The organism is Nocardiopsis coralli (assembly GCF_014892575.1).
Classification (GTDB): Bacteria; Actinomycetota; Actinomycetes; order Streptosporangiales; family Streptosporangiaceae; genus Nocardiopsis; species Nocardiopsis coralli.
This window is the reverse complement of record NZ_JADBGI010000029.1, coordinates 1-24,201: the sequence shown is the minus strand read 5'-3', so window position 1 is coordinate 24,201 and position 24,201 is coordinate 1. Positions and strand designations below refer to the sequence as shown.

Sequence of the window (24,201 nt, the reverse complement as noted above, 5' to 3'; positions counted from 1 at the left end):
ATCACCCAGCTCGAAAACGTAGGGCCGGGGCGCCTCAGGCCGCCCCACCGGCATCCGGGGACTCGGAACGCTTACTCAGCAAGGCTTCAGTGCTTTTTGAGATTTTTGTTGTTTCCTGTGCTGATCGGGACAACCGTGACCCCTGTGGCTCACCACCCTTGACCAGCGGGAGAGCCAACCGCACGCGGGTCCCCCGGGCCATCCCCTGAGCAGTGACGTCGCCGCCCTGTTCCCGGGCGAGCTGGCGCACGATGTAGAGGCCGATGCCGATCCCGCCGAACTTGCGGCGGTCACCGCGCACCCCCGACTGCACGAAACGGTCGAAGACCCTCTCCTCGTCGCCGGGGTGCAGACCCATCCCCTCGTCCTCGATGGTCACCACGGCACTCTCACCCTCGGCCTGCACGCTGACGTGCACGGTTCCCCCTCCGGGCGAGAACTTGAGCGCGTTGTCCAGGAGCTGGTCCATGATCATGCCGGTGGCCAGCGGGTCACCCACCGCGGGCGGCAGGGGCACGCACCCCTCCATGAGCACGTCGTGGCGTTCGGACAGCGGACGGAAGGCCGAGACCGCCTGGTGGAGCAGTTCGTGCAGGTCGAACGGGACCCGTTTGACGTCCAGCTCGCCCCGGGCCACGTCCGAGCCCAGGCTGAGCCGTTCCACGAGCGCGACCAGCGAACGCGACCGCTCCACGATGGTCTCGACCGCCTCCCTCTGGGCCTCGGGGTCGAGGTGCCCCCAACGCGTACGCAGGGTGGAGGCCAGCCCGTGGATCACGGTGATGGGCGTGCGCAACTCGTGGCCGGTGGTGGCCAGGAACAGCTCCTGGTCGTCCTCCATGTGCTTCTGCGCGGTGATGTCGCGGAAGTCCACGACCCACTCGTGGGTGCGGGGGATCCGCGCCATGAGGATCTCCAACCACCGGCCGTCGTCGAGCTTGTGCTTGATCGGCTCGCCGTGGCAGGCGGGGATGGGGAACGGGGGATGCCGCCCGGTCATCGTCTCGGTGCTGTACCCGGTGAGTTCGACCGCCGAGCGGTTCCACTTGCGGACCCGGCCGTCGAAGTCCAGGACCGCGATGCCGTCCGCGCTGGAGTCGGCCACCACCTGCTCGTGCAGGCGCTGGCGGTCGGTCTCCTCGTAGGCCAGGGCGTTGCCGATGGCCACCCCCGCGTGCGCGGCCAGGAGTTCGAGCAGTTCCAGCTCCACGTGCCCGACCTTGCGCCGGCTGTACAGGGCGTAGAGCGCGCCGTAGGGGCGGCCGTGCACGTTCGACACACACAGCGCGATGGTGTGCAGGCCGGGAAGGTCGGCCCAGATGAGGTCCTGCAGCCCCCGGGTGTCCTCGTTGGCCAGCAGCACGGACTTGCCGCTGCGCAGGAGCTCGCCGAACAGGCTGGTCTCCAGGGGCGCGCTGAAACCGTGCAGGTTGTCGGGGAGCTCGCTGAGACTGACCAGCTCGACCCGGTCCTCGTTGAGCAGGACGAACCCGCCGGCGTCGGCGCCGGTGAGCTCGGTGATGCTGCCGGAGAGGCGGTCCAGCACCGACTGGAGACTCAGGTCGGCGTTGATGTCCACGACCATGTCGGTCAGGCGCCGCACCAGGCGGGCGCGTTCCATGGCCGCGGTGTGCACGTCGGTCTCGTTCTCGCGCGGGTAGAGGGTGAGCACCCAACCGCGCCACGCCCCGGTGTCCCCGTCGCGTGCGGCAGCGGTGCTGATGCGCACGTCCACGACACCGCGTTCCTTGTGCAGGCGGCGGGTGACGATCGACAGCGGGGACCCGGCGCGGGCCTGTTCCAGGACGGCGCCGTGCTCGGCCCTGAGCTCGCCGGGGACGATGGGCAGCTCCCGGCCCAGGACCTCCTCGCGGGACCATCCGAGCATGCGTTCGGCCGCCGGGTTCCAATGGGTCACCCGGGACTCGTCGTCGATCACGATCACGGCGTCGGCCGAGGAGGCCAGGACGTCGTCGGCGCTGAGGGGGTCGCGCTCGGAACTCACGCGGTCATAGTGCCACTCGGGGGCGCCCGAGTGGCAGGCCTTTGCGTAATCGGTGGGAATCGGCCACCGAAATCGGTCAGATCACGCGCGGATCGTCACCGCCGGTGGACTCCATCTCACGCTCGGAACCGGCCCAGTCCTGCATGCCCCCGGCCACGTTGACGGCGTCCCACCCGGCCTGGTTGAGCGCCATCGCGGCCTGTCCGGACCGTCCGCCGGAGCGGCAGATCACGTAGACCTTCTGGTCCTGCGGCACCTCGGCGGCACGGTCGCCCAGGGTGCCGAGCGGGATGTGGACGGCGCCGGGCGCGTGGCCGGCGTCCCACTCGTCGTTCTCGCGGACGTCGAGGAGGTAGGCGTTCTCCGGTACGTCGGAGGCCGCGACCTCGGGAATGTCACTGCCGAACATGTTCGTGTTCCCCCTGTTGTACGGGTCGTGAAAAAAACTGCGCCCGGTGGGAACCGTATCGCCGTGGGTGCACGTCCAAGACACATGCGTATGCACACCTTCGCGACCGCGCTGCCGACCCGCCTCGCCGCCCTCGCAGCCCTCGGCCTGCTCATCACGGCCTGCGGCAACGATTCTTCCGAGGTGAGTGCGCCCGCCCCCGACAACGACAACGGCGAATCGACCGAAGCCCCCGAGAACGACGGCGGCGACGACGCCGAAGACGAAGCCGACGGAGAGGCGTCCGGTGACGCCGAGGTCGAGCTGACCATCGAACGTTCCCTGAGTGGAGACGAGGCCCTGGAGCCCCGCGAGGGCTTCGAGGAGGGCACGTACACGCTCACCTGCGGCCCGGAAGGCGGGGACCACCCCGACGCCGAGGCCGCCTGTGCCCAGATCGAGGAGGCCGGCGAGGAGCCGTTCACCCTCGACACCAGCGACATGGCGTGCACCATGCAGATCGGCGGGCCCGAACAGGCCCACGTGACCGGCCACGTGCACGGGACCGAGATCGACACCGAGTTCAACCAGCAGAACGGCTGCGAGATCGAGCGTTTCGAGGAGCTCGAGACCGTACTCAACCCCTGATCGCGTACTGAGAACACGAGGGGTCGGGCCGTGGGCCCGGCCCCTTCTCCTGTGCGGCGGGGCGCACGCACCCTCGGGCGTACACAAAAAATCCCGCGGGGTGTACGGTCTGGGACCGACCCCGCGGGATCATGGTGGGCGAGGAGGGATTTGAACCCTCACGTCCTTTCGGACACACGGACCTGAACCGTGCGCGTCTACCGTTCCGCCACCCGCCCGGGTGACAACCATCATGTTGTGTGTGCCGGTGTCAGGGCCTTTCCGGCCCGTCCCCCTTGCGACGTGAACAAGGCTAGCACGGCCTGAAGGTGACTTGCACACTCGTTTACGACCATCCCCCACCTGCCACTCGTCGCCGGAGGGCAGCGCTCCGGGGGGTGCGACTGAAAGCAGGGGGACCCGAGCCCGGTTACGATCGTTTACACATACGGAGTGGAGTACAAAGGGAGGTACCTCGTGGGAGTGCTCCAACGCTTCGAGCGCAGGCTTGAGGGCATGATCGAAGGCACCTTCGCGATGGCCTTCAAGTCGGAGCTCCAACCGGTCGAGGTGGCGAGTGCCGTCCAGAGGGAGATGGACGAACGCGCCGCGATCGTCGCCCAGGGCCGGACCCTGGTCCCGAACGACTTCATCGTGGAACTCTCGGCCAGCGACAAGGAGCGCCTGGAGGTCTACGCCGACAGCCTCGGTCAGGAACTGTCGAAGCTGGCACGCGACTACGCGACCGAACAGGGTTACTCCTTCGTCGGTCCGGTCCGTGTCCATTTCCGGTCGGACGATGGCCTCAAGACCGGGCGCTTCCGCATCCGGTCCGGCGTCGTCCGCGGCAGCATGATCGACAAGGACGGCGAGGTCCGCCAGCCGGTCGGCGAGCCCGGCCAGGGCAGCGGCCCGCAGCAGACCGGCCGGCCCCGCCTGCTGATCTCCCCCGGCGGTGCCACCGCCGAGGGCAGCATCGCCAGCCATGGCATGCAGCAGTCCTTCGAACTGACCACACCCGTCACCCTTCTGGGCCGCGGCACCGACTGCGACCTCCGACTGGTGGACAACGGGGTGTCCCGACACCACGTCGAGATCCGTCTCGACGGTGACGAGGCCGTCCTGGTCGACAAGGGCTCGACCAACGGCACCTTCGTCAACGGCCAGCAGGTGGGTCAGGTCCGTCTCGTCGACGGCAGCCGGATCAGCCTGGGCCGCACGACGATGACGTTCCGTAGGGACTGACCTGCACCGGGCTCGGCAACGACCGTCAGAGCCGCCGATTCGCAACCAACAGCGTTCCGTCGGCGTCTGACAGGTCGGGCCCCGGGCCGGGGGCGGGGACAGGACCCGCTGTCGGATATCCGTCCGGGCGGGTAGTCTCCGCGAAGACCCGACCCATCGGGCACACTGTCCGCTACCCGACGGGTGCGGAAGCAGGTAACTCGACCACTCACCGACCCGAAGGTGGGGAAGAAGCGGTGGCGGCGCGCAGGCCCGCCACCATGGCCGGAGCACGACAGGGGCTGAAGAGCAGTTCGATGTCCAACTTGACACTCATATTGATCAAGGTCGCGTACCTCGTGGTGCTTTGGCTCTTCGTCCTCATGGCGGTCGGGGTCATCAACACCGACCTGTTCGGGCCGAAGAAAAAGAAGAAGGGCAAGAAGAAGCCCAGCCCCTCGGCGCGCCCCGCTCCTCGCCGGAGCGCGTCCTCCCAGTCGTCGCGGCCCTCGCGCTCTCGACGCAACGAGCCCACGGTCCTCGCCGTGACCCAGGGGCCCCTCTCAGGGACCACCGTCGACCTCGGCTCCCAGCCCATCCTCATCGGACGCGCGCCCGACTCGACCCTGGTCATCACCGATGACTACGCCTCGGGACGCCACGCACGCGTCTACTCCGACAACGGCCGCTGGTTCGTGGAAGATCTCAACTCGACGAACGGCACCTACCTCGGCCAGCAGAAGCTGAATCGCCCCCAGCCCATCACGGTGGGTCAGCCCATCCGTATCGGCAAAACCGTCCTGGAACTGCGCAAATGACCATCGCTCTCCGATACGCGGCGTACTCCGACGTAGGATGCCTCCGCGAAGGCAACGAAGACTCCGGCTACGCCGGCCAGCACCTCCTCGCGGTCGCCGACGGCATGGGCGGTTACGCCGGCGGTGAGGTGGCGAGCTCCATCGCCATCTCCACGATCCGCCGTCTCGACACCGAGAACCCTCGATCCGACGAGATGGTCGAGGTCCTCCAGAACGCCGTCGTGCAGGCCAACGCCTCGCTCTCTCAGCGGATCATGGAGGAACCCCAGCTCGAGAACATGGGGACCACGCTCACGGCCATGCTGTGGGCCGAGGGCCGCGTCGCCCTCCTCCACATCGGCGACTCCCGCGCCTACCTGCTGCGCGGCCAGGTGTTCAAGCAGATCACCCACGACCACACCCTGGTGCAGACCCTCGTCGACGAGGGCAAGATCACCGAAGAAGAGGTCGCCACCCACCCGCAGCGCTCGCTGATCCTGCGCGCGCTCGACGGCAAGAGCCCCGTCGACCCCGACGTGTCGATCAACGAGGCCGAGGTCGGCGACCGCTACCTCCTCTGCTCCGACGGCCTGAGCGGTGTGGTGAGCCAGAAGACCATCCGCGAGACTCTCGAGGCCGAGTCCGACCCGCACGCCGTGGCCCGCAAGCTCATCGACCTCGCGATCCGCGGGGGCGGACCGGACAACATCACCGCGGTCGTCGCCGACGTCGTCGAGTCCGAAGCCGACCCCGCCGGACCGAGCCAGGTCGTGGGCGCCGCCGGCCAGCGGCGCGAGGGTGTCGACGAAGGCAGTGACACCCCTGCCAGACGCGCGCGCGACCTGCGCGAGAACGGCGGCGACACCGCCGAGATGGACCCGGTCGAGGACGAGAACCGCGACTACGGGGAGCCCTACGGCGACCCGTACGGCGAAGGCCGCGGCAACGGGCAGGAGACCGAGTACCGCCGGCGCCGCTGGTGGCCGATGGTCCTCGTCTTCCTTGCCGTGGTCGCCCTGGTCGCCGGTGTCGGTTACTACTTCGGCAACCAGTACGTCCAGGACCAGTACTTCGTCGGCCCCTCGAGCGACGGGGAGACGGTCAGCGTCTACCAGGGCATCGACACGAACATCGCCGGGATCGACCTCTCCGACGAGATCGAGAGCAGCGACATCCGCATCGACGCCCTGAGCACGTCCGACCGCGACGCCGTCAACGGCACCGTGCCGTTCGAGAGCGAGCAGGAGGCGGTCGAGCACCTCGACACGCTCCGCGAGGGCATCGCCGAGAACCAGAACGCCGGCGCCGCCGACAACGCCCCCGAGGCCGACACCGGTGCGGACACGGGCGCGGAGACCGGCACCGACGGCGGTACGACCCTCGGCGGCGCCGACGAAGGTGCCGAGGAAACCGGGTGACGCCATGAGCACAGCGGCCCCCGAGGCACCCACCGAGCTACCCCCGGTCAAACGGCGCAACGCCGAACTCGCCCTCATCTGCGTGACCATCGTGATCACGATGTCGGCGATGGCCGTGGCCGGCCTCAACCTCAACGGTCAGATCCCCGGCGCCATGTGGGGTTACGGACTCCTCTTCGGCGCCATGGCACTGGCCACCCACATGGCGCTGCGCTGGATCGCGCCGTACGCCGACCCGCTGATCCTGCCGTGCGCGCTGTTCCTCAACGGGGTCGGCGTCGCGATGATCTGGCGCCTGGACGCTGCTGACTCCGGCGACATCGAGCACGCAGGCATCGGGATGCAGCTCGTCTGGACGGCCGTGGGCATGATCCTGTGCATCGCCCTGCTGTTCTTCCTCAAGGAACCGCGGATCCTGCAGCGCTACACCTACATCAGCGCGCTGGCCGCGATCGTCCTCATCGCTCTCCCCATGCTCCCGGTCATCGGGATCTCCGAGTACGGCGCCCGCCGCTGGATCGGCGTCGGCGGCTTCACGATCCAGCCGTCGGAGTTCGCCAAGATCGCCCTGGTCATCTTCCTGTCGTCGTACCTGGTCACCAAGCGCCAGGTGTTGTCGCTGGCGGCCAAGGAGATCAAGGTCGGCCGGTTCAAGATCCTGGACCTGCCCCGCGCCCGCGACTTCATGCCGATGGTCGTGGGCTGGGTCATGGCGATCGGCCTGCTGGTCGTCACCAAGGACCTCGGGAGCTCGTTGCTGCTGTTCGGCACGTTCCTGGCGATGCTGTACGTGGCCACCCAGCGTTCGTCGTGGGTGATCATCGGCCTCACCGTGTTCGTCCTGGCCGCGGCCCTGGCCTTCCAGCTCTTCTGGCACTTCGAGCAGCGCGTCAACATCTGGTTCAACGCCTTCGACCAGGAGGTCTACGACGCGGTCGGCGGCAGCGCCCAGCTCGTGCAGGGCCAGATCGGCATGGCCTACGGCGGCCTGTTCGGCACCGGCCTCGGCGGCGGCGACGCGCACAACATCTTCGCGGCCGACAGCGACTTCGTTCTGGCCTCGATCGCCGAGGAACTGGGGCTGACGGGCCTCATGGCCATCCTCGTGGTCATCTTCCTGCTCGTGCAGCGGGGCATGCGCATCGCGCTGGCCTCCCGCGAGCTGTTCATCAAGATGCTGGCGAGCGGCCTGGCCTTCGTCGTGTGCTTCCAGGTCTTCGTCGTGCTCGGCGGCCTGCTGCGCATCATCCCCCTGACCGGTATGACGACGCCGTTCCTGGCCGCAGGCGGTTCGGCGCTCATGGCGAGCTGGCTGATGATCGGCCTGCTGCTGCGCATGAGCGACAACGCGCGCCGCCCGGCGCCCAAGGCGATCCAGGACGAGGGGGCCACACAGGTGATCCGACGATGAACACACCCATCCGGCGCCTCGCCGTCTTCTCCATGATCCTGTTCGGCGCCCTGATGCTCCAGGCCACCTGGATCCAGGGTTTCCAGGCGGACGCGATCCGCGAGGACCCGCTGAACAGCCGCCAGTACAGCGAGCGCCTCACCGAACAGCGCGGCCCCATCCAGGTCGCGGGTGAGCCGGTGGCCTACTCCGAGGACATCTCGGAGGAGGACGACCCCTCCCGTTACCAGCGCATGTACAACGGCGAGGACCTCTACACACCCATCGTGGGTTCGTTCCGCAGCTACGGCGCCTCCGGTGTCGAGGAGGCGGAGAACTCCCTCCTGGACGGTTCCGACGACCGCCTCGCCGCCCGCAACCTGCGCGACATCCTCACCGGGCACGACCCGGGCGGTGCGCGCGTGGAGCTCACGCTCGACCCCGAGGTCCAGCAGGCCGGTTACGACGGGTTCGTCAACGAGGGCAAGAACGGCGCCGCCGTCGCTCTGGACCCGAGCACCGGCGCGATCCTGGGCGCGGTCTCCTACCCCTCCTACGACGCCAACGACGTGGTGAGCATCGACGACCAGGAAGGCGCCGTCGACAACTACGTCGAGCTCGAGCAGGACGAGGGCAAGCCGCTCCTCAACCGGGCCCTCAACGAGCGCTACCCCCCGGGTTCGACCTTCAAGGTCGTGACCGCGGCCGCAGCGATCGAGAACCTGGACGCGTCCGCCGACAGCACCATGGACGCCCCCGACACCCTCGACCTGGGGCGCCCGCTGCCCAACGCCACACCGGGCGGCACCTGCAACAACGGGCAGCCCGACAGCCTGGCGCACTCGATCCAGATCTCCTGCAACACCTCGATGGCCAACTGGGCGATCGAGATGGGCGGCGCGCCGCTCAGCGAGCAGGCGACCGCGTTCGGGTTCAACCAGGACGAGGTGCTGGAGACCCCGCTGGAGGCCACCCCGAGCCTCGCGCCGGAGGAGGACGACCGCAACGTCCTCGGCCGCGCCGGCATCGGGCAGGGCAACGTCGAGGCCACGCCGCTGCAGATGGCGATGGTCTCGGCCGGCATCGCCAACTCGGGCGAGGTCATGACGCCCTACGTCGTGGACCGGATCCAGGAGCCGAACGGGGAGTCCACGCTCTCCTCCACCGAGGCGCAGCCCTACAGCACGGCGACCAGCGCCAGCACCGCCCAGACCCTGACGGACATGATGGTGCTCGTCACGGAGCAGGGCGGTTCCGGCACCAACGCCGCCATCGACGGCATGGACGTCGCCGGCAAGACCGGTACCGCCGAGACCGGCGGTGAGGACGGCACGCACAACTGGTTCATCGGTTTCGCGCCCGCCGACGACCCCGAGGTCGCCGTCGCGGTCGTGATCGAGCACGGCGGCGGCAGCGGCAACGAGAACGCCGCTCCCATCGCACGTCAGATGATGGAGGCAGTGGTCCAGGAGTGAGCGCCAACGAGCCGTCTTCCCGTCACGGTCCCCCGGAGCTCGCGGGGACCGTGCTGAGCGACCGCTACCGACTCGAGGAACAGGTCGGTTCCGGCGGCATGGGCACGGTGTGGAAGGCCACCGACACCCTGCTCAACAGACCGGTGGCCGTGAAGCTGCTGCACCCGGCCCAGATGGCCGAGCCGACGGCGCGGGAACGGTTCCGCACCGAGGGCCGGATCACCGCCGGCCTGTCCCACCCGGGTATCGCCCAGGTCTACGACTACGGCGAGGAAGAAGGCCGGGCCTTCCTCATCATGGAGCTGGTGGTCGGTGAGCCGCTCTCCCAGATCCTGCGCGAGACCGGCCACCTGACGCCGGACCGCACCCTCGACTTCGTGTGCCAGGCGGCCAAGGCGCTCGCGGCCGCGCACGCACGCGGGGTGGTGCACCGCGACATCAAGCCGGGCAACCTGCTGGTGACCGAGGACGACCAGCTCAAGCTGACCGACTTCGGGATCGCACGAGGCGACATGTCGGTCACTCTGACCCAGACCGGCATGGTGATGGGCACCGCGCAGTACATCTCGCCGGAACAGGCGTCCGGACGGCCGGCGACCTCCTCCTCCGACCTGTACGCGCTCGGGGTCGTGGCCTACGAGTGCCTGGCGGGGCAGCCCCCGTTCACCGGGGACAGCCCGGTCGCGCTGGCGCTCGCGCACACCCGCGAGGAACCGCCGGAGCTTCCCGCGCACGTGCCCGCGGAGGTCGACGGCCTGGTCTCCGCCATGCTGCAGAAGGCCCCCGACGACCGCCCCTCCTCGGCGAGTGAGGTGGCTCATACGGCTGCGGTGATCCGTTCCAACGCCGGAACGGGCCCGCCGACCCCGTCGACCGGGTTCCAGGGCATGGCCCAGACCGCCGTCGTGGCCGCGGTTCCCGAACCGGGCACGGCCGAAGCGGCCGACGCCGGCGGCGCCGCGGGCGTTCCTCCAGGCCAGGACGGTGTCTCGGATACCCTGGGCGAGGATCAGGACCAGGGCGGCCGTATCAAGATGCCCGTGGTCCTCGCGGCCGTCGCGGCGACCGTTCTCATCGTGTCCGCCGTGGTGGCCGGTTTCCTGTTCGGGGGCGACACCCAGGAGACGGGCGCGGCGCGCGACCAGGTCGGTACCCAGGACCAGGTCGAGGCTCCCTCCCCCACTNCCTCGCGGCCGTCGCGGCGACCGTTCTCATCGTGTCCGCCGTGGTGGCCGGTTTCCTGTTCGGGGGCGACACCCAGGAGACGGGCGCGGCGCGCGACCAGGTCGGTACCCAGGACCAGGTCGAGGCTCCCTCCCCCACTCCGACACCGGAGCAGGAGGAGACCGAGCCGCCCGACGTCCCCGTCGAACCCGAGGGACCGCCGCAGGACGGCGACTGGTCGACCGGCCCGCCGGAGACCGGACCTCCGCCGACCCAGGAGCCCGACGAGGACACCGAACAGCCGACGGCCCCGCCCGAGGAGGACAAGGACGACGGGCAAGAGGAGCCCCCGCCCGAGGAGGAACCCCCTCCGGAGGAAGAGGAGCCCCCGCCCGAGGACGAGACGCCTCCGGGCGGCGAGGACGACAGTTGATGACCGACACCAGAGTGACGTGGCATTGGGCGAGAGACGCTCAGCGTAGGAGGCGGTCCGCGGCCGGCCGCCGGAAGACACGAGGATAAGTGCACGACATGTCCCAGCCCCGGCTCCTCGGAGGCCGCTATGAGCTCGACGAGATCGTCGGGCGTGGCGGCATGGCCGAGGTACACCGCGCACGCGACCTTCGCCTCGACCGGCTCGTCGCGATCAAGACCCTACGACACGACCTGGCCAAGGACCACATCTTCCAGGCCAGGTTCCGCCGTGAGGCACAGTCCGCGGCCTCCCTGAACCACCCGGCGATCATCGCGGTCTACGACACCGGCGAGGACATGATCGACGGGGTCTCGATCCCGTACATCGTCATGGAGTACGTGGACGGACGCACGCTCAAGGAGCTGCTGGACGACGACCGGCGGTTGTTGCCGGACCGCTCCGCGGAGCTGGTCGACGGGATCCTGAACGCGCTGGAGTACAGCCACGGCAACGGGATCGTGCACCGGGACATCAAGCCCGCCAACGTCATGCTCACGCGCAACGCCGACGTGAAGGTCATGGACTTCGGCATCGCGCGTTCCATGTCCGACGACCAGGCCACGATGACGCAGGCCTCACAGGTCATCGGTACCGCCCAGTACCTGTCGCCGGAGCAGGCGCGCGGTGAGCGCGTCGACCCGCGCAGCGACATCTACTCGACCGGGTGTGTGCTCTACGAGCTGCTCACCGGCGGCCCGCCGTTCACGGGCGACTCCCCGGTCTCCATCGCCTACCAGCACGTGCGCGAGGACCCGGTTCCCCCGAGCGAGGTGGACCCGCAGATCCCGCAGTGGCTGGAGGACGTCACGCTGCGGGCGATGACCAAGGACCGCGAGGAGCGGTACCAGAACGCCGCGGAGATGCGCGCCGACATCCAGCGCGGTCTGCAGGGCATGCCCACGCAGGCCGGGACGATGATGATGGGCGCCGCCGGTGCGGGCGCGACCACGACGCTGCCCCCGGCGGACTACAGCGACGACTACGAGGACGACGACCGCTACGACGACCGCAAGGGCGGGGGCGGCAAGAAGGCCCTGTGGCTGCTGCTGATCCTCGGTGTCATCGGCGCGCTCGTCCTGCTGTTCTGGCTGTTCAACCGGGAGGGCCCGGCCACGGAGGAGGCCGCGATCCCCGACGTGGTGGGCCAGACCGAGGAGGAGGCCCGCTCCACACTCGGCGAAGAGGGCTTCGAGGACATCAACACCGAGGAGCAGACCGACGAGGACGCCGAGGAAGGCACGGTCGTCGAGACGAACCCCGAGGCCGGTGAGGAGATCCCGGTGACCGACCGGGTCACCCTCGTCGTCTCCTCGGGCCAGGGCGACACGGAGATCCCGTCGGTCGAGGGCCAGAGCGAGTCCGACGCCATGAGCACCCTCAGCGACGCCGGCTTCGAGAACGTCAGCACCAATGAGCAGGCCAGCGAGGACGTCCCGCAGGGCTCGGCGATCGGCACCGACCCGGCCGCCGGCCAGGAGGTCGCCTCCGACAGCGCGATCACGCTCCAGATCTCCTCGGGGCCGGAGCAGGTCGAGGTGCCCGACCTCGAGGGCCAGACCGCGGAGGACGCGGTCTCGACCCTGGAAGGGCTGGGCCTGACGGCACAGACCGAGGAGCAGGAGGACGGCGACGCCCCCGAGGGCACGGTCCTGTCCCACGCCCCGGCCGCCGGGCAGTCGGTCAACGCCGGTTCCACGGTGACGCTGATGATCGCCACCGCGCCCGAGGACGGCGGGGAAGACCCCACCGACGAACCCACGGACGAGCCCACCGACGAGGATCCGGGCATCCCCGACCTCCCGACGGACGACGACGATCCGGGCATCCCGGACCCGCCGGAGTCCCCCGAGGAGGACGGCCTCGTCCGTCCTCAGGAGGACCGGTAACGCTCAGGTGCCCCACGGCGAGGCCGTGGGGCACCGTCGTTCCTGCCCGCCGGGCCTGCCGGTGACGCACGCGTCCGGCTGGGCGTAGACTGTGCGAACATTTTCCGAACCGCCCCACCTCTTTGGAGCAGCGACCGTGCCCAAGTCACGCAACGATCGCAAGAAGAAGGCTGTATACACTCCGCCTCCTTCCAAGGAGAAGCCCAAGGTCAGTCCCCGCTGGCTGGTCCCCGTCATGCTGGGCTCCTTCATCGTGGGCATCCTGTGGATCGGCGTGTACTACATCGCGGGTTCGCACATCCCTTACATGCAGGACTGGCACAACTGGAACCTGCTCATCGGGTTCAGCGGCATCATCCTGGCGGTCATCCTGTCGACCCGCTGGCACTGACGCCGCCGCGGCCCCGCAGCGCTCCCGCCCCCGCGGGCAGCCCGGGACGCACCCCCACAGACACACGAAAGGCCCGGGAGAGGACGACGGTCCCCTCCCGGGCCTTCGGTGTGTGTGCCCCGGCCGGTCTCAGACCAGGCCGAGCGCCGGCCACACGAGCACCGGTCCCCCGATGAGCAGTGCGGCGAGGAGCACGGCGTAGGCCGCGGCCATCGACGTGTGCACGAGGGTGCGCCTGCGGTGGTCGACCCGTCCCCTGGGCAGCAGCGCGAAGACCGCGCCGACCGCGAAGCCGGCGACGAGGCCGCCGATGTGCGCGGTCCAGGAGATGTTGGGGACCAGGAACGTGATCCCCAGGTTGACCACCAGCAGGACGAGGATCATCCGCATGTCCAGGCCCAGGCGGCGACCGGTCACGAACGCCGCGCCGAACAGCGCGAAGATCGCCCCGGAGGCCCCGATGGACAGCTGGCCGGGAGCGGCCAGCAGGCTCAGCACCGAGCCGGACAGCGCACCCAGCAACCACAGGGCGAGGAATCGGCCGTGGCCGAGCCACCGCTCCAGCGCGTTGCCGAGCAGGAAGAGCGCGTACCCGTTGAACAACAGGTGGAAGATGCCCCCGTGCAGGAACGCCGACGTGATGAGCCGGTACCACTCCCCGCCCAGGTACACGGAGTAGCCGTGCATCCCCAGGACGGACACGATGCCGGGCGTCAGCTGCTGCAGCACGAAACCGACCGCGATGAGGCCCAGGAGCGTCCACGTCACGTACGGCTTCTCGATGACCTTGCCGCCGAAGACGGTCCGGGCCTGCCGCACGTTGCGGTTCCCCTCCGCGACGCAGTCCGGGCAGTGGAATCCCACGGCCGCCTCGACCATGCAGTCGGGGCAGATGGGACGTCCGCACCGGGTGCAGCTGACCCCGGTCTCCCGGTCGGTGTGCCGGTAGCAGGTGCGGGGCGCGGGTCTGTCCCCCGTGGGTGACGCACCGGTCGGGGGTGGGGGCTCACTCATGGCCGGTCTCGCTCCCGTGGTTCTATCGGGTGATCTCGACGCTGTTGATCACCACGTCCTCGCGGGGACGGTCCTGGGAGTCGGTGGCGACCTGCGAGACCTGGGTGACGATGTCGTCGCCCTCGATGACCTCACCGAAGATGGTGTGGCGGCCGTCGAGCCAGTAGGGCTTGTCCACGGTGATGAAGAACTGCGAACCGTTGGTGCCCGGGCCGGCGTTGGCCATGGCCAGCAGGAACGGGCGGTCGAAGCGCAGGTTCGGGTGGATCTCGTCCTTGAACGTGTACCCGGGGCCACCGCGGCCGGTGCCGAGCGGGTCGCCGCCCTGGACCATGAAGCCGTCGATGACGCGGTGGAAGATGGTGCCCTCGTAGAGGCTGCTGTTGGAGGGCTTGCCCGTGGTGGGGTCCATCCACTGCTTGGAGCCGTCGGCCAGCCCGATGAAGTTGGCGACCGTCTCGGGGGCCTCCTCCTCGAAGAGCTTGACGACGATGGTTCCCTTGGAGGTGTTCAGCCGCGCGGTGGGCTGACCCTTGGAGTCCGACACCTGCGTGCCTTTCGGTCGAGTTCGCGTACGTGCTCACGTTACCCGTCCGGCACCCGCGCTTCGCCGAAACCCGGTGACCTGTGGACGACGTCGGCCCGAACGGCACCGACCTGGGGCGTGTTCCCGGGGGCGTCGAAGCATCACGCGCGGTGTTGAAGCACAGATCACAGACGGAGAGGACGTAAGTTGAGATAACACCCGGGTAACAGGGAAGGACGACGGCAAGCCGCCCGTGCGGCACTGTCCGCAGTCCACGGGTGGAGGCCGCTGACGATCTCTATCGAAGGAGCTGACGACGTGCCCATCACCACGAAGCGTCGCAAGGCACAGAAGGAGGCCGAGGTGGCCATCGCCCGCCTCCAGGACCTCGCTCGCGAGCAGGCCGAGCGCCTCGGCCCGTACGCCGACCAGGCGCGCGACCAGGCCTCTTTGAAGCTCCTCCAGGCCCGAGGCTGGACGGCCCCCCGGTTGGAGACCGCCGCCCAGCGGGTCGAGGACACCGTCGCCCCTCGTGTGGCCGACCTCCTCACCACCGCCGCCCAGCGGGTCGACCCCAAGCCGTCCCGCCGCGGCCTGCGCGCCCTGCGCCAGAACCGCAAGGTCTCCCGCACCCTGCTGATCGGCGGCGCGGCCGTCGTCGGCGGTGTCGTGGTCTACTCGCTGGTGCGCATGCGCCAGGCTTCGCAGGACGCCGAGTGGCAGGAGCACCTGGACCAGGCGCGTGACCAGGTCCGCGAGACCCGCGAGAACCTGGAGACGAAGGCGTCCGAGGCCGCCGACAAGGCCAAGGCCACCAAGGACAAGGCCAAGGAGAAGGTTCAGGCCACGACCGGCTCTGAACAGGACGGATCCACCAAGTCCTAGAGCGTGTCCGGTGGGCGCACAGCCCGCCGGCCATCCCCTTTTCCCCCACGACGCGGGTCGGTGGCGGGGCCCTCCGGGCCCCGGCCCCTCACTTGTCCTTGAGGAGGCGGAAGAACATCGGGTAGTGCCAGTTCTTCCCCATCAGGCTCGCGATCCCCGCGACCGCCGGCAGGATCATCCACCCGGTGACGACGTAGAGCAGAACCGCCACCGGAACCGCGATGAGCGCGGCCAGCAGGACCGCCGGCGCCCCCGCCAGCGCCACCGGGCCCAGGGCCCAGAAGAGCGCGATCGGTGTGATGAGCAGGGCGCTGGCCGCCCCGGCGATGACACAGAAGAGCTGGAAGTTGAGCGCCTCCATCGCCTGCCGCCGCACGTACCACGACGTCTTGTCGCTGACCGCGAAGAGCAGCAGCGGCACCACGAACGGCAGGTAGTAGTGGCTGGCGTGCCCCACCGCGGAGATCACCCGTTCGGCCGGGCCGTGTTCCTGCTCCCCTTGCTGCGGTCCGGGCGCACTCGCCCCGGACGGCCCCGGTGAGGGCAGCGGACCGAGGTCCGCGGTGAGGGGTTCGAGCTCCGAGGGGTACTTCGCGCTCATCGCCAGGTCGACGCGCTGCCCGAACTCGTCGCCGTCGATCTGGCCCTTGCTGTAGGCCTCCCGGAGCACCTCGGCGACCGCGTCGCGGTCGGCGTGCGAGAGACGCAGTTCGGGACTGCCCCCGCGGTACGGCCGGGGCCGGTCGGTGTGGCCTCGATGTTCGTCCACCGCCACGTCACCCTCCCTCACGGCATCGGGACGCGGCCCGTCGGGGCCCGTCCCCTCCATGGTGCGTCACGCATGTGGCGTTCGGGTATCGGGGCAGCCCCTGACTCTTCCCTGAGCGACGGGTCCGGCCCCGGAGGAACAAGGTCCCTCCGAGGCCGGCCGATGCGGTCGGGGTCGGTGGACATCTCCCGTTTGTCCACCGGTGGCGCCGGACCTCCGCTCCGGGACCCCTCCCTGGGCCTGCGGCCCACGCGGGATCCGACGCCGTCGGTCACTGCCGGGCGGTGACCGGGTCCGCCGAGCGGCGGGAGGCCTCGCGGCGCTCCTGTTCCCGCTCGTAGTTGCGCTCGGCGCTGGTGAGCAGGTCGTACCAGCTCGAGACGTCCTTGCGGCGCCGCAACAGCGCCCTGCGCTCGCGTTCGGTCATGCCTCCCCAGACACCGAACTCGATGCGGTTGTCGAGCGCCTCTGCCAGGCACTCGGTCCGTACGGGGCATCCGCGGCAGATCAGCTTGGCGCGGTTCTGCGCGGCTCCCTGAACGAACAGGGCGTCCGGGTCGATCTCACGGCACTTCGCCCGGATCGCCATCTTCTCGTTCCACATGTTGCCCCACTCCCAAGATCAGCATGTGTGGTGATCGGATTCCACCTCCGGACGGACCCGGGGTGGCCGAGGAACAGCGGACCGATCCGAGGACGATGGTCTTCTGTCGCAGCGCGGGGGGACCGCGCTTCACGCCTTCGGGGGTTGTTCGTTTCGGCGCGCTGTGTTCCTCGTTGTCGCTGGTGTCGAAACTACGGATCGTCCCAGTTCACCAACAGTCCCCAAGAGACCTATTTCTCATATGGCCCAGTAGGACCATCGAACCGAGGGGAGGTGTCATCATACACATACGCAGGGTAATGACGTGTGGTACGGGGGCCTCACGAAACCGCCGTGAAAGGACCTCCTCCATCGTTTCCCCGACAACCGTGATGACCTGCGACTTCACGTCATCCGATGAGTCCCTCACAGGACCCGCCCGAGACCCCCGGACAGGACTCTCCGTCATCCATCTAACTCGAATGGACTAGTTGCCTCTTCTGGGCGAACCACATGCGCATCTCGGGCCACGCGCAAGAACGCGACCGTCGGCCGATCGAGAATACTCATTGGTAACCATGGACCCGGGCTTTTGTGGTGAAGGGCCCCATTGATTCCGTGCGTCCGTCCCGAAGTTCGGGACGGGCAGGTAACGGCGCACCGTGCAGGGGGTTGCGAGCATCCACCGATCGGTGGATCCCCCATCCACCGGTCCGCTCCCGGGTTCCACCCCCGGCGGTCGATCCCCGGAACCCCCTCCGAGCCGCACTCTCGAGACATGACACAGATCGAAGTGCAGGGTCTCGTCAAGCGCTACGGCGACCGCACCGCGGTGGGCGGGGTCGACCTCTCCGTCCGCCGCGGCGAGATCTTCGGGATCCTGGGCCCCAACGGGGCCGGAAAGACCACCACCGTCGAATGCATCGAAGGGCTGCGCACCCCGGACAGCGGAACCGTCCGGGTCTGCGGCCTCGATCCGCAGACTGACTCGGCCGAACTACGGCACGTGCTCGGGGCCCAGCTCCAGGAGAGCGAGCTGCCGGACAAGATCACGGTCGGCGAGGCCATGGAACTCTACAGCTCCTTCTACCGCGACCCCGCCGACTGGCGGGGACTGATCGCGGACCTCGGGCTCACCGACCGGACCCGCACACAGTTCCGGCACCTGTCGGGCGGACAGAAACAGCGGCTGTCGATCGCGCTCGCCGTGATCGGCAACCCCCGTGTGGCGGTGCTCGACGAACTCACCACCGGGCTCGACCCGCAGTCCCGCCGGGACACGTGGGACCTCATCGAGTCCGTCCGCGACCGCGGCGTCACCGTTCTCCTGGTCACGCACTTCATGGAGGAGGCGGAGCGGCTCTGCGACCGCATCGCCGTGATCGACTCCGGCCGCGTCGTCGCGCTCGACACCACCGCAGGCCTGGTCTCCACGGTCGGGGACCGGCAACGGATCGGGTTCCGACCGTCCGCACCGTTCGACCCCGGGGTGCTGAGCGCACTGCCCGAGGTCTTCGGGGTCGACCGGGCCGAGGACCGCGTCACCGTGACCGGGACGGGCGACCTGCTCTCCGCCGTCGTCACAGAGCTGTCCCGCCACGGCGTCTCCGCCTCCGACCTGCGGATCGACCAGCCCTCGCTCGACGACGCGTTCGTCGCGCTCACCGGCCGCTCCATCGACGACTGAGGAGGCCGTCATGACCGTCCTGCTCCGGCTCACCCGAGCCGAGACCCGCTTGTTCCTGCGCGAACCGATCAGTGTGGTGTTCGCGCTCCTGTTCCCACCGGTCCTCTACGCCGTGCTCGGCTCCGTCCCGTCGTTCCAGGAGGCGGAGGAGGGCCTCGGCGGGCTCCGCGTCATCGATCTGTACACGCCGATCGTCGTGGCGCTGGCCTTCACCGTTCCGGCCCTGACCAACCTTCCCCAGCAGTTCGCGACGTACCGGGAGCGGGGTGTGCTGCGGCGGATGCGCACCACACCCGTCAGGCCCGCGGTGATGCTCGGCGCCCAGATGCTCATGTACACGTGCATGTCCGTGGCGACGATGCTGGTCATCCTCGCCCTCGGCCGGGTGGCGTTCGACGTGGACCTGCCGCAACTGCCCCTGGCCTACATCGCGGCCCACCTCCTGACCAGCCTGGCGGTGCTCGCGATCGGCCTGCTCGTGGGTGCCGTCGCACCCAGCGGCACGAGCGCCGGGGCGATCGGGTTCGTGCTGCTGCTCCCGATGCTGTTCTTCGCCGGGCTGTGGACCCCGCGCGAGACCATGCCCGACGTCCTTCGCACCATCAGCGATGCCACACCGCTGGGCGCCGGAGTACAGTCGTTGCAGGACGCCGCCGCCGGCGACTGGCCGCACCTGCTCCACCTGGCCGTGCTGCTGGGATGGACGGTCGCGGCGGGCGCACTGGCCGCGCGGTACTTCCGTTGGGAGTAGGTTCGTGAGCACCGGGACCGAGGCAGACACAGGGCCGGACCGTGCGGAGCGCAGCTGGAACGCGTTCTTCGCCGCCCTCCCGTACCTGGCTCTGTCCCTCTGCGCCGTCATCACCCTGCTGCAGTCGGTGCGTGGCGAGCCCGTGGACCTGGGGGCGGTCCTCGGGCTCACGGCCGCCACCGCGGCCTGGGTGTTCTTCTTCGTCACACGCCCCGGGGCGCCACGCGGGAACCGCGCGCTCATGGTGCTCTACTACGCGGGACTGCTGGCACTGGCCACGGCGCTGGTCGCCCTCGCACCTTGGTACGGCATCGCCGCGCTCCTCGGTTACGTCCACGCGTACGACCTGTTGAGGGGCGGCCTGCGGTATGTCGGGGCCGTCGCCACGTCGCTGCTCATGGCCGTGGTCTATCTGGGCGGTTTCGACGCCATCAGCCGTGACGAGTGGTGGCTCTGGGGCGCCGTGTTCCTGGTCGGCGCCGGACTGTCGTCGGCCTCCTTCCACCTGGCGGACCTGTGGTTCGACCACGACCGGCAGCAGGCCGGCATGCTCGCCGAACTGAACCGGTCCCACGCCCGCCTCGAGGCGGCGCTGGACGAGAACGCCGAGCTGCACGCCCGCCTCATGGCGCGGGCGCGGGAGGCCGGGGTGCTGGACGAGCGGCAGAGGATGGCGCGGGAGATCCACGACACGCTCGCCCAGGGCCTGGCGGGGATCCTCTCCCAGCTCGAGGCGGCGGAGCATTCCTCCGGCGACCCCGCGGCCGCACGCCGCCACACGGCCACCGCCATGTCCCTGGCCCGGGAGGGCCTGTCCGAGGCGCGCAGGACCGTCCGTGCCGTGGAGCCGCAGGCGCTCTCCGAGGCACGGCTCCCGGACGCGGTGGGACGGATCGTCGAACGCTGGTCCGGGATCCACGGTGTCGCCGCGGATCTGACCGTCACGGGCGACCCGCGGCCCATGCACACCGACGTCGAGGCCGCGCTCCTGAGGGCCGCGCAGGAGGCGCTCAGCAACGTCGCCAAACACGCAGAAGCGGGCCGGGTCGGGCTGACCCTGTCCTACATGGAGGACGTCGTGACACTGGACGTGCGGGACGACGGGACGGGTTTCGTACCCGGGGACGGCCGGAGCCGCGGTCCGGGCGAGGGAGGGTTCGGCCTCGTGGCGATGCGGCAGCGGGTCCGGAGGCTCGCCGGCCGGGTCCACGTCGAGTCGGAGCCGGGCGGGGGCACGGCGGTCTCGGTGTCCGTCCCCGCGACGCCCGCCGGGGGTGGGACGCCGTGATCTCGGTGCTCGTCGTCGACGACCATCCCGTCGTGCGGGACGGCCTCCGGAGCATGTTCGACGCAGATCCGCGCTTCGAGGTCCTCGGCGAGGCCGGCAGCGGGGCGGAGGCGGTCGAGGCCGGGGAGAGGCTCCTGCCCGACGTGGTCCTCATGGACCTGCGCATGCCCGGCACGGACGGGCCCACCGCCATCCGCGAGCTGGCCGAGCGCGGCGTGGCGTCGCGGGTACTCGTGCTCACGACCTACGACACCGACGGGGACGTGTTGTCCGCGATCGAGGCGGGCGCGACCGGTTACGTCCTGAAGGACACGGCGAGGGAGGACCTGTTCCGTGCCGTGGAGTCGGCCGCGCGCGGTGAGGCGGTCCTGTCCCCCACGGTCGCGACGCGGCTCATGGGGGCGGTGCGGCCGCCCTCGCCGGGCCCGTTGTCCCGGCGCGAGGTGGAGGTGCTCGCGCTGATCGCCGACGGGGCCACCAACCGGGAGGCCGCGCAGCAGCTGTTCATCAGCGAGGCAACGGTGAAGACACACCTGCTGCACCTCTACGCGAAGCTCGGCGTCAACGACCGTGCGGCGGCCGTCGCGGCCGCCTTCGCCCGCGGGTACCTGGTACCCCCGGAGCAGCGCTGAGGCGCGGGGCAGGCGGGCCCGGGAACGACGAAGGCGCCCGCCTCCGCACTCGCAAGTGCGGGGACGGGCGCCTCGTACAGAGTGGAGCCAAGGGGAGTCGAACCCCTGACCTCTGGTATGCAAAACCAGCGCTCTGCCAGCTGAGCTATGGCCCCTGGATCCGGGGTCGGGCCCGGTCACCTCACAGAGCATACCTTCATCCGAAGGCCGCCCCGGTCACTCGGACCGAACCGGATACCACGGAGCCACGTCCGGGGCCGGACGCAGCACAAAGCCGTGGGTCGCACCGCGGGGTCGTCAGCCCACCCACGCCTTCGTGTCGCCGTCGGGCGTTCCGGGGCGGCACGTGGTGTGTGCCTGCCCGCGGTTGCCCGGCGGAACCCTCATGACGGCGTCGAGGACGCCGCCCTGGCGTTCGCGCGATCAGCCCTCGCTGGCCGCCGTGGCCTCGGTCCAGAGGTCCAGCTCGGCGCGGTCGGCCTGGATCTTGCGGTAGACGGCAAAAGCACCGAGGGCCACCAGCGCCAGAACGATGATCTTCTTCACTGTCTGCACCCTTTCTTTGGTCCGGTTCGTGCAGGGGGCCGAGCCCGGGGGTCCGGCCCTCCACAGAGAACTTTATGAGGTTGTCACCAAGCAGACTAGCAAGCCATCCCGGGCACTCCCGGCCACGGTGGACCGTTTCACACCAACAGTCGGCATCAGCCCTGGGCACACGCTGCAGGAAGGCTTCAGGTCAGCAGGGCCATGCGGCGCAGAATACCCACGCTGGCCTCGGGCGAGGCCGCTGCGGAGGTGAGCGCCTCCCAGACGCGTCGGCACGAGCGCACGCCGTCCTCGGACTCGACGATCGCTCCGCCCCGGGGCGATTCGACGTAGGCGAGCGCGGCCTCGTCCTGGTCGAACTCGAGCACGGAGAAGGGGCCGGAGAAGCCCGGGTGGGGGCCGGCGGACGTCGGCAGCAGCTGGACGGTCACCGCATCGGAGTCGGTCGCCAGCTCGACGATCCGCTCGGTCTGCGCCCGCAGCAGCTCCAGATCGCCGGAGACACGCTGGAGGGCGTCCTCCTCCAGTACCGCGTGGTAACGCCCGATACCTCCGGCGTCGAGGCTCTCCTGGCGTTTGAGGTGGGCGGCCACCATGCGTTCGACGCTGTGCTCACCGTGCCCGAGGGACCGGGCCACCCTGGCGGTGTAGTCGGGGACCTGGAGGAGGTCGGGCACGAGGATCCCCGCGTAGGTCTGCACGGCCTCGGCACCGGCCTCGTTGCCGACGTAGGCGGAGGAGATCACGTCCTCGTACTCGGTCCACCACGGCCTGAGCCGGGATTCCCGGACCAGGGTCAGCACCGCCTCGCGCTGGCCGCCGGTGACCCCGTACAGGCGCAGCAGTGCGGAGATCTCCATGACGGAGGGCCATTTCCGGATACCGGTCTCGATGTGGCCGAGTTTGGCCGGCGACCACTCCAGTTCCTCGGCCACGTCGCTGAGGGTCATTCCGGCCTGCATACGGCGGCGGCGGAGTTCGGAGGACAGACGCCGTCGGCGAACCGTGGGGCTGGTCATATCACTGATCCAATGACACAGGGTGGTGAGGGTGTCCCACCAGCGAAACACGGTACCTAGCTTCTAGCAATGCGTTTCTAGAAAACAACGAACGTTTCCGACCCCATCACCAGGGAGAGGTCGGATCATCCTGGATCTCCGGTCGGGAAAAACGCCCGTTTGTCACATTAGGTCACAGTAGTTGCAGAAGCGCAGTCACAGAAAACCCAGAAGTTCACTGCCGTTTTCCTGCCTCACATGCGCCCCGGTCGTAACAATCGTGGGGTGGACATCGGGGTTCCGCGAAGGTACTCGGAGCGGGTCCCGAACCGGCCGCTTCAACCCCTCTCCGCGCGCCTCCGAATGATCCGCATATGCCCCTTGCGTCTCACACTGCTACCAGCGGGAAGAAACCACGTACGATGCTTGAGGTGCCCGCTGCGGCGGGCGTGCCCGCACACGTAGAGGAAACCCATGAGCTACCCCATCGACGACGCCGAGCAACTCATCGCGAATGCCGAGGCCCGGATGCCGCCGAGCACCCGATCACGACTCATCGCGAAACTCCGCATGGGGAAGCACATCGACGAAGCAGCCGCCGAGCTGGAGATCAGCCCGAAGCAGGTCTTCTCGACCGCCCGCGTCCTCGTCCCCTTCGGTGAGCAGCTCGACGCCACTCTCACCGAACAGCGCGACCCCTCGCTCCCCCACGGGACCGTGACCGGCTACAACAAGCGCTGCCGCTGCCCCGAGTGCCGAAGCGCCCTGCGCCAACGCGTCTGAAGGCCCTGCCCGCCCGGACGGAGCAGGCCGGCCCGATTACCGGAAAGACGTCGGGAAGTCCATGCTTCGTCCGGATGCGGCCACACATGCCCCTCGCAACCCCCGCGACCTGCGAGGACACGGATTTAACACAGTGTTCTCCGGTCGAAGCACGCCTCGGAGGCTTATGCCCGCCCGGTCCGGGGAATCCGCACAACATGAACGAGCATGTTGACTGGTCGGCCATGAGTGACGACGACTTCGTTGCGCTGCTGCGGCAGCTCGTGGAGAGCCCGGAGGTCGACGAGGACTGACCTCGCGCCGGCCCCGCCGGCGAGCACGGCCACGCAACACCCCCCGCTGCTTCCCCCGAGCCCTCCTGTCGGCGGTCCCCCGCCACGGGCCGATGCGGGCTGCGCTCACCTCATACGGTGCGCCGGCCCATCGGCCCTTCTGTTGTGCCTTCACATGTTCACAAGCCTGGGCACAAAAAAAGGGGAAGAGCCCCGAAAACAGGACC

General features: G+C 69.3%; 22 protein-coding genes, 2 tRNA genes and 1 pseudogene. 15 read left to right on the top strand and 10 right to left on the bottom strand.

Features of this window, described 5'->3' with window-relative positions:
- Positions 1 to 34: 34 nt before the first annotated feature.
- Together IDM40_RS24355 and IDM40_RS24350 are read right to left on the bottom strand one after the other, a co-directional pair.
- Entirely contained in the window at positions 35 to 2,005 is a 1,971-nt protein-coding gene (locus IDM40_RS24355; protein ID WP_193124400.1) for a PAS domain S-box protein, read from the bottom strand.
- 76 nt (positions 2,006 to 2,081) lie between these two features.
- Entirely contained in the window at positions 2,082 to 2,414 is a 333-nt protein-coding gene (locus IDM40_RS24350; protein WP_193124399.1) for a rhodanese-like domain-containing protein, read from the bottom strand.
- 84 nt (positions 2,415 to 2,498) lie between these two features.
- Here IDM40_RS24350 and IDM40_RS24345 point away from each other — a divergent pair, with 84 nt between their 5' ends.
- Entirely contained in the window at positions 2,499 to 3,041 is a 543-nt protein-coding gene (locus IDM40_RS24345) for an SSI family serine proteinase inhibitor (protein ID WP_193124398.1), read from the top strand.
- Between the two features lie 132 nt (positions 3,042 to 3,173).
- On the opposite strand, the gene IDM40_RS24340 is transcribed toward IDM40_RS24345, so the two are convergent.
- A tRNA-Leu gene (locus IDM40_RS24340) sits at positions 3,174 to 3,259 on the bottom strand.
- Positions 3,260 to 3,497: 238 nt separating this feature from the next.
- Here IDM40_RS24340 and IDM40_RS24335 point away from each other — a divergent pair.
- From IDM40_RS24335 to IDM40_RS24300, 8 genes and pseudogenes are all read left to right on the top strand, one after another.
- Entirely contained in the window at positions 3,498 to 4,265 is a 768-nt protein-coding gene (locus tag IDM40_RS24335; protein WP_456320163.1) for an FhaA domain-containing protein, read from the top strand.
- Between the two features lie 296 nt (positions 4,266 to 4,561).
- Complete coding sequence (locus IDM40_RS24330) at positions 4,562 to 5,062, top strand: FHA domain-containing protein FhaB/FipA (protein WP_193124397.1); 501 nt, start codon at positions 4,562 to 4,564, stop codon at positions 5,060 to 5,062.
- Positions 5,059 to 6,459: a Stp1/IreP family PP2C-type Ser/Thr phosphatase gene (locus IDM40_RS24325; RefSeq protein WP_193124396.1), complete on the top strand. Its 1,401-nt coding sequence runs from the start codon at positions 5,059 to 5,061 to the stop codon at positions 6,457 to 6,459. The genes IDM40_RS24330 and IDM40_RS24325 overlap by 4 nt, the downstream gene beginning before the upstream one ends.
- A gap of 4 nt (positions 6,460 to 6,463) precedes the next feature.
- Positions 6,464 to 7,870, top strand: a complete 1,407-nt coding sequence (locus IDM40_RS24320; protein WP_193124395.1) for an FtsW/RodA/SpoVE family cell cycle protein — start codon at positions 6,464 to 6,466, stop codon at positions 7,868 to 7,870.
- Positions 7,867 to 9,324, top strand: a complete 1,458-nt coding sequence (locus IDM40_RS24315) for a peptidoglycan D,D-transpeptidase FtsI family protein (RefSeq protein WP_193124394.1) — start codon at positions 7,867 to 7,869, stop codon at positions 9,322 to 9,324. The genes IDM40_RS24320 and IDM40_RS24315 overlap by 4 nt, the downstream gene beginning before the upstream one ends.
- Positions 9,321 to 10,514 (top strand): annotated as a pseudogene (locus IDM40_RS24310) (serine/threonine-protein kinase); the annotation flags it as partial. The gene IDM40_RS24315 and the pseudogene IDM40_RS24310, both read left to right, overlap by 4 nt.
- A gap of 505 nt (positions 10,515 to 11,019) precedes the next feature.
- Entirely contained in the window at positions 11,020 to 12,849 is a 1,830-nt protein-coding gene (pknB, locus tag IDM40_RS24305; RefSeq protein WP_193124393.1) for a Stk1 family PASTA domain-containing Ser/Thr kinase, read from the top strand.
- A gap of 136 nt (positions 12,850 to 12,985) precedes the next feature.
- Positions 12,986 to 13,240 carry a cell division protein CrgA gene (locus tag IDM40_RS24300; RefSeq protein WP_193124392.1) on the top strand — a complete coding sequence of 85 codons (255 nt, stop codon included), beginning with the start codon at positions 12,986 to 12,988 and terminating at the stop codon, positions 13,238 to 13,240.
- A 129-nt stretch (positions 13,241 to 13,369) separates the two neighbouring features.
- Here IDM40_RS24300 and IDM40_RS24295 read toward each other — a convergent pair whose 3' ends face one another.
- The gene (locus tag IDM40_RS24295) at positions 13,370 to 14,254 is read right to left on the bottom strand and encodes a rhomboid family intramembrane serine protease (protein WP_193124391.1); all 885 of its coding nucleotides are present in this window, start codon (positions 14,252 to 14,254) and stop codon (positions 13,370 to 13,372) included.
- A 22-nt stretch (positions 14,255 to 14,276) separates the two neighbouring features.
- Positions 14,277 to 14,801, bottom strand: coding sequence for a peptidylprolyl isomerase (locus IDM40_RS24290; RefSeq protein ID WP_193124390.1), 525 nt, complete (start codon positions 14,799 to 14,801; stop codon positions 14,277 to 14,279).
- 297 nt (positions 14,802 to 15,098) lie between these two features.
- Here IDM40_RS24290 and IDM40_RS24285 point away from each other — a divergent pair, with 297 nt between their 5' ends.
- Complete coding sequence (locus tag IDM40_RS24285; RefSeq protein ID WP_193124389.1) at positions 15,099 to 15,665, top strand: hypothetical protein; 567 nt, start codon at positions 15,099 to 15,101, stop codon at positions 15,663 to 15,665.
- A gap of 88 nt (positions 15,666 to 15,753) precedes the next feature.
- Here IDM40_RS24285 and IDM40_RS24280 read toward each other — a convergent pair whose 3' ends face one another.
- Positions 15,754 to 16,434: a DUF1707 and DUF4870 domain-containing protein gene (locus IDM40_RS24280; RefSeq protein WP_328807114.1), complete on the bottom strand. Its 681-nt coding sequence runs from the start codon at positions 16,432 to 16,434 to the stop codon at positions 15,754 to 15,756.
- 271 nt (positions 16,435 to 16,705) lie between these two features.
- Positions 16,706 to 17,038, bottom strand: coding sequence for a WhiB family transcriptional regulator (locus tag IDM40_RS24275; RefSeq protein WP_193124387.1), 333 nt, complete (start codon positions 17,036 to 17,038; stop codon positions 16,706 to 16,708).
- Positions 17,039 to 17,795: 757 nt separating this feature from the next.
- Here IDM40_RS24275 and IDM40_RS24270 point away from each other — a divergent pair.
- The 4 genes from IDM40_RS24270 to IDM40_RS24255 are packed head-to-tail and all read left to right on the top strand — an operon-like array spanning position 17,796 to position 21,375.
- Positions 17,796 to 18,704 carry an ABC transporter ATP-binding protein gene (locus IDM40_RS24270; RefSeq protein WP_193124386.1) on the top strand — a complete coding sequence of 303 codons (909 nt, stop codon included), beginning with the start codon at positions 17,796 to 17,798 and terminating at the stop codon, positions 18,702 to 18,704.
- A 10-nt stretch (positions 18,705 to 18,714) separates the two neighbouring features.
- The gene (locus IDM40_RS24265; RefSeq protein WP_193124385.1) at positions 18,715 to 19,455 is read left to right on the top strand and encodes an ABC transporter permease; all 741 of its coding nucleotides are present in this window, start codon (positions 18,715 to 18,717) and stop codon (positions 19,453 to 19,455) included.
- Positions 19,456 to 19,459: 4 nt separating this feature from the next.
- Complete coding sequence (locus IDM40_RS28910) at positions 19,460 to 20,743, top strand: sensor histidine kinase (RefSeq protein WP_193124384.1); 1,284 nt, start codon at positions 19,460 to 19,462, stop codon at positions 20,741 to 20,743.
- Positions 20,740 to 21,375, top strand: coding sequence for a response regulator (locus IDM40_RS24255; protein WP_193124383.1), 636 nt, complete (start codon positions 20,740 to 20,742; stop codon positions 21,373 to 21,375). Before IDM40_RS28910 ends, IDM40_RS24255 begins: the two co-directional genes overlap by 4 nt.
- Before the next feature lie 82 nt (positions 21,376 to 21,457).
- Here the strand turns inward: IDM40_RS24255 and IDM40_RS24250 are convergent.
- The 3 genes from IDM40_RS24250 to IDM40_RS24245 form a co-directional block, all read right to left on the bottom strand.
- Positions 21,458 to 21,530, bottom strand: a tRNA-Ala gene (locus IDM40_RS24250).
- A gap of 268 nt (positions 21,531 to 21,798) precedes the next feature.
- Complete coding sequence (locus IDM40_RS28710) at positions 21,799 to 21,921, bottom strand: DLW-39 family protein (protein WP_017578042.1); 123 nt, start codon at positions 21,919 to 21,921, stop codon at positions 21,799 to 21,801.
- 185 nt (positions 21,922 to 22,106) lie between these two features.
- Positions 22,107 to 22,940: a helix-turn-helix domain-containing protein gene (locus IDM40_RS24245; RefSeq protein ID WP_193124382.1), complete on the bottom strand. Its 834-nt coding sequence runs from the start codon at positions 22,938 to 22,940 to the stop codon at positions 22,107 to 22,109.
- Between the two features lie 453 nt (positions 22,941 to 23,393).
- Between IDM40_RS24245 and IDM40_RS24240 the strand changes: the two genes are divergently transcribed.
- Positions 23,394 to 23,702, top strand: coding sequence for a hypothetical protein (locus IDM40_RS24240; RefSeq protein WP_193124381.1), 309 nt, complete (start codon positions 23,394 to 23,396; stop codon positions 23,700 to 23,702).
- Positions 23,703 to 24,201: the final 499 nt, after the last annotated feature.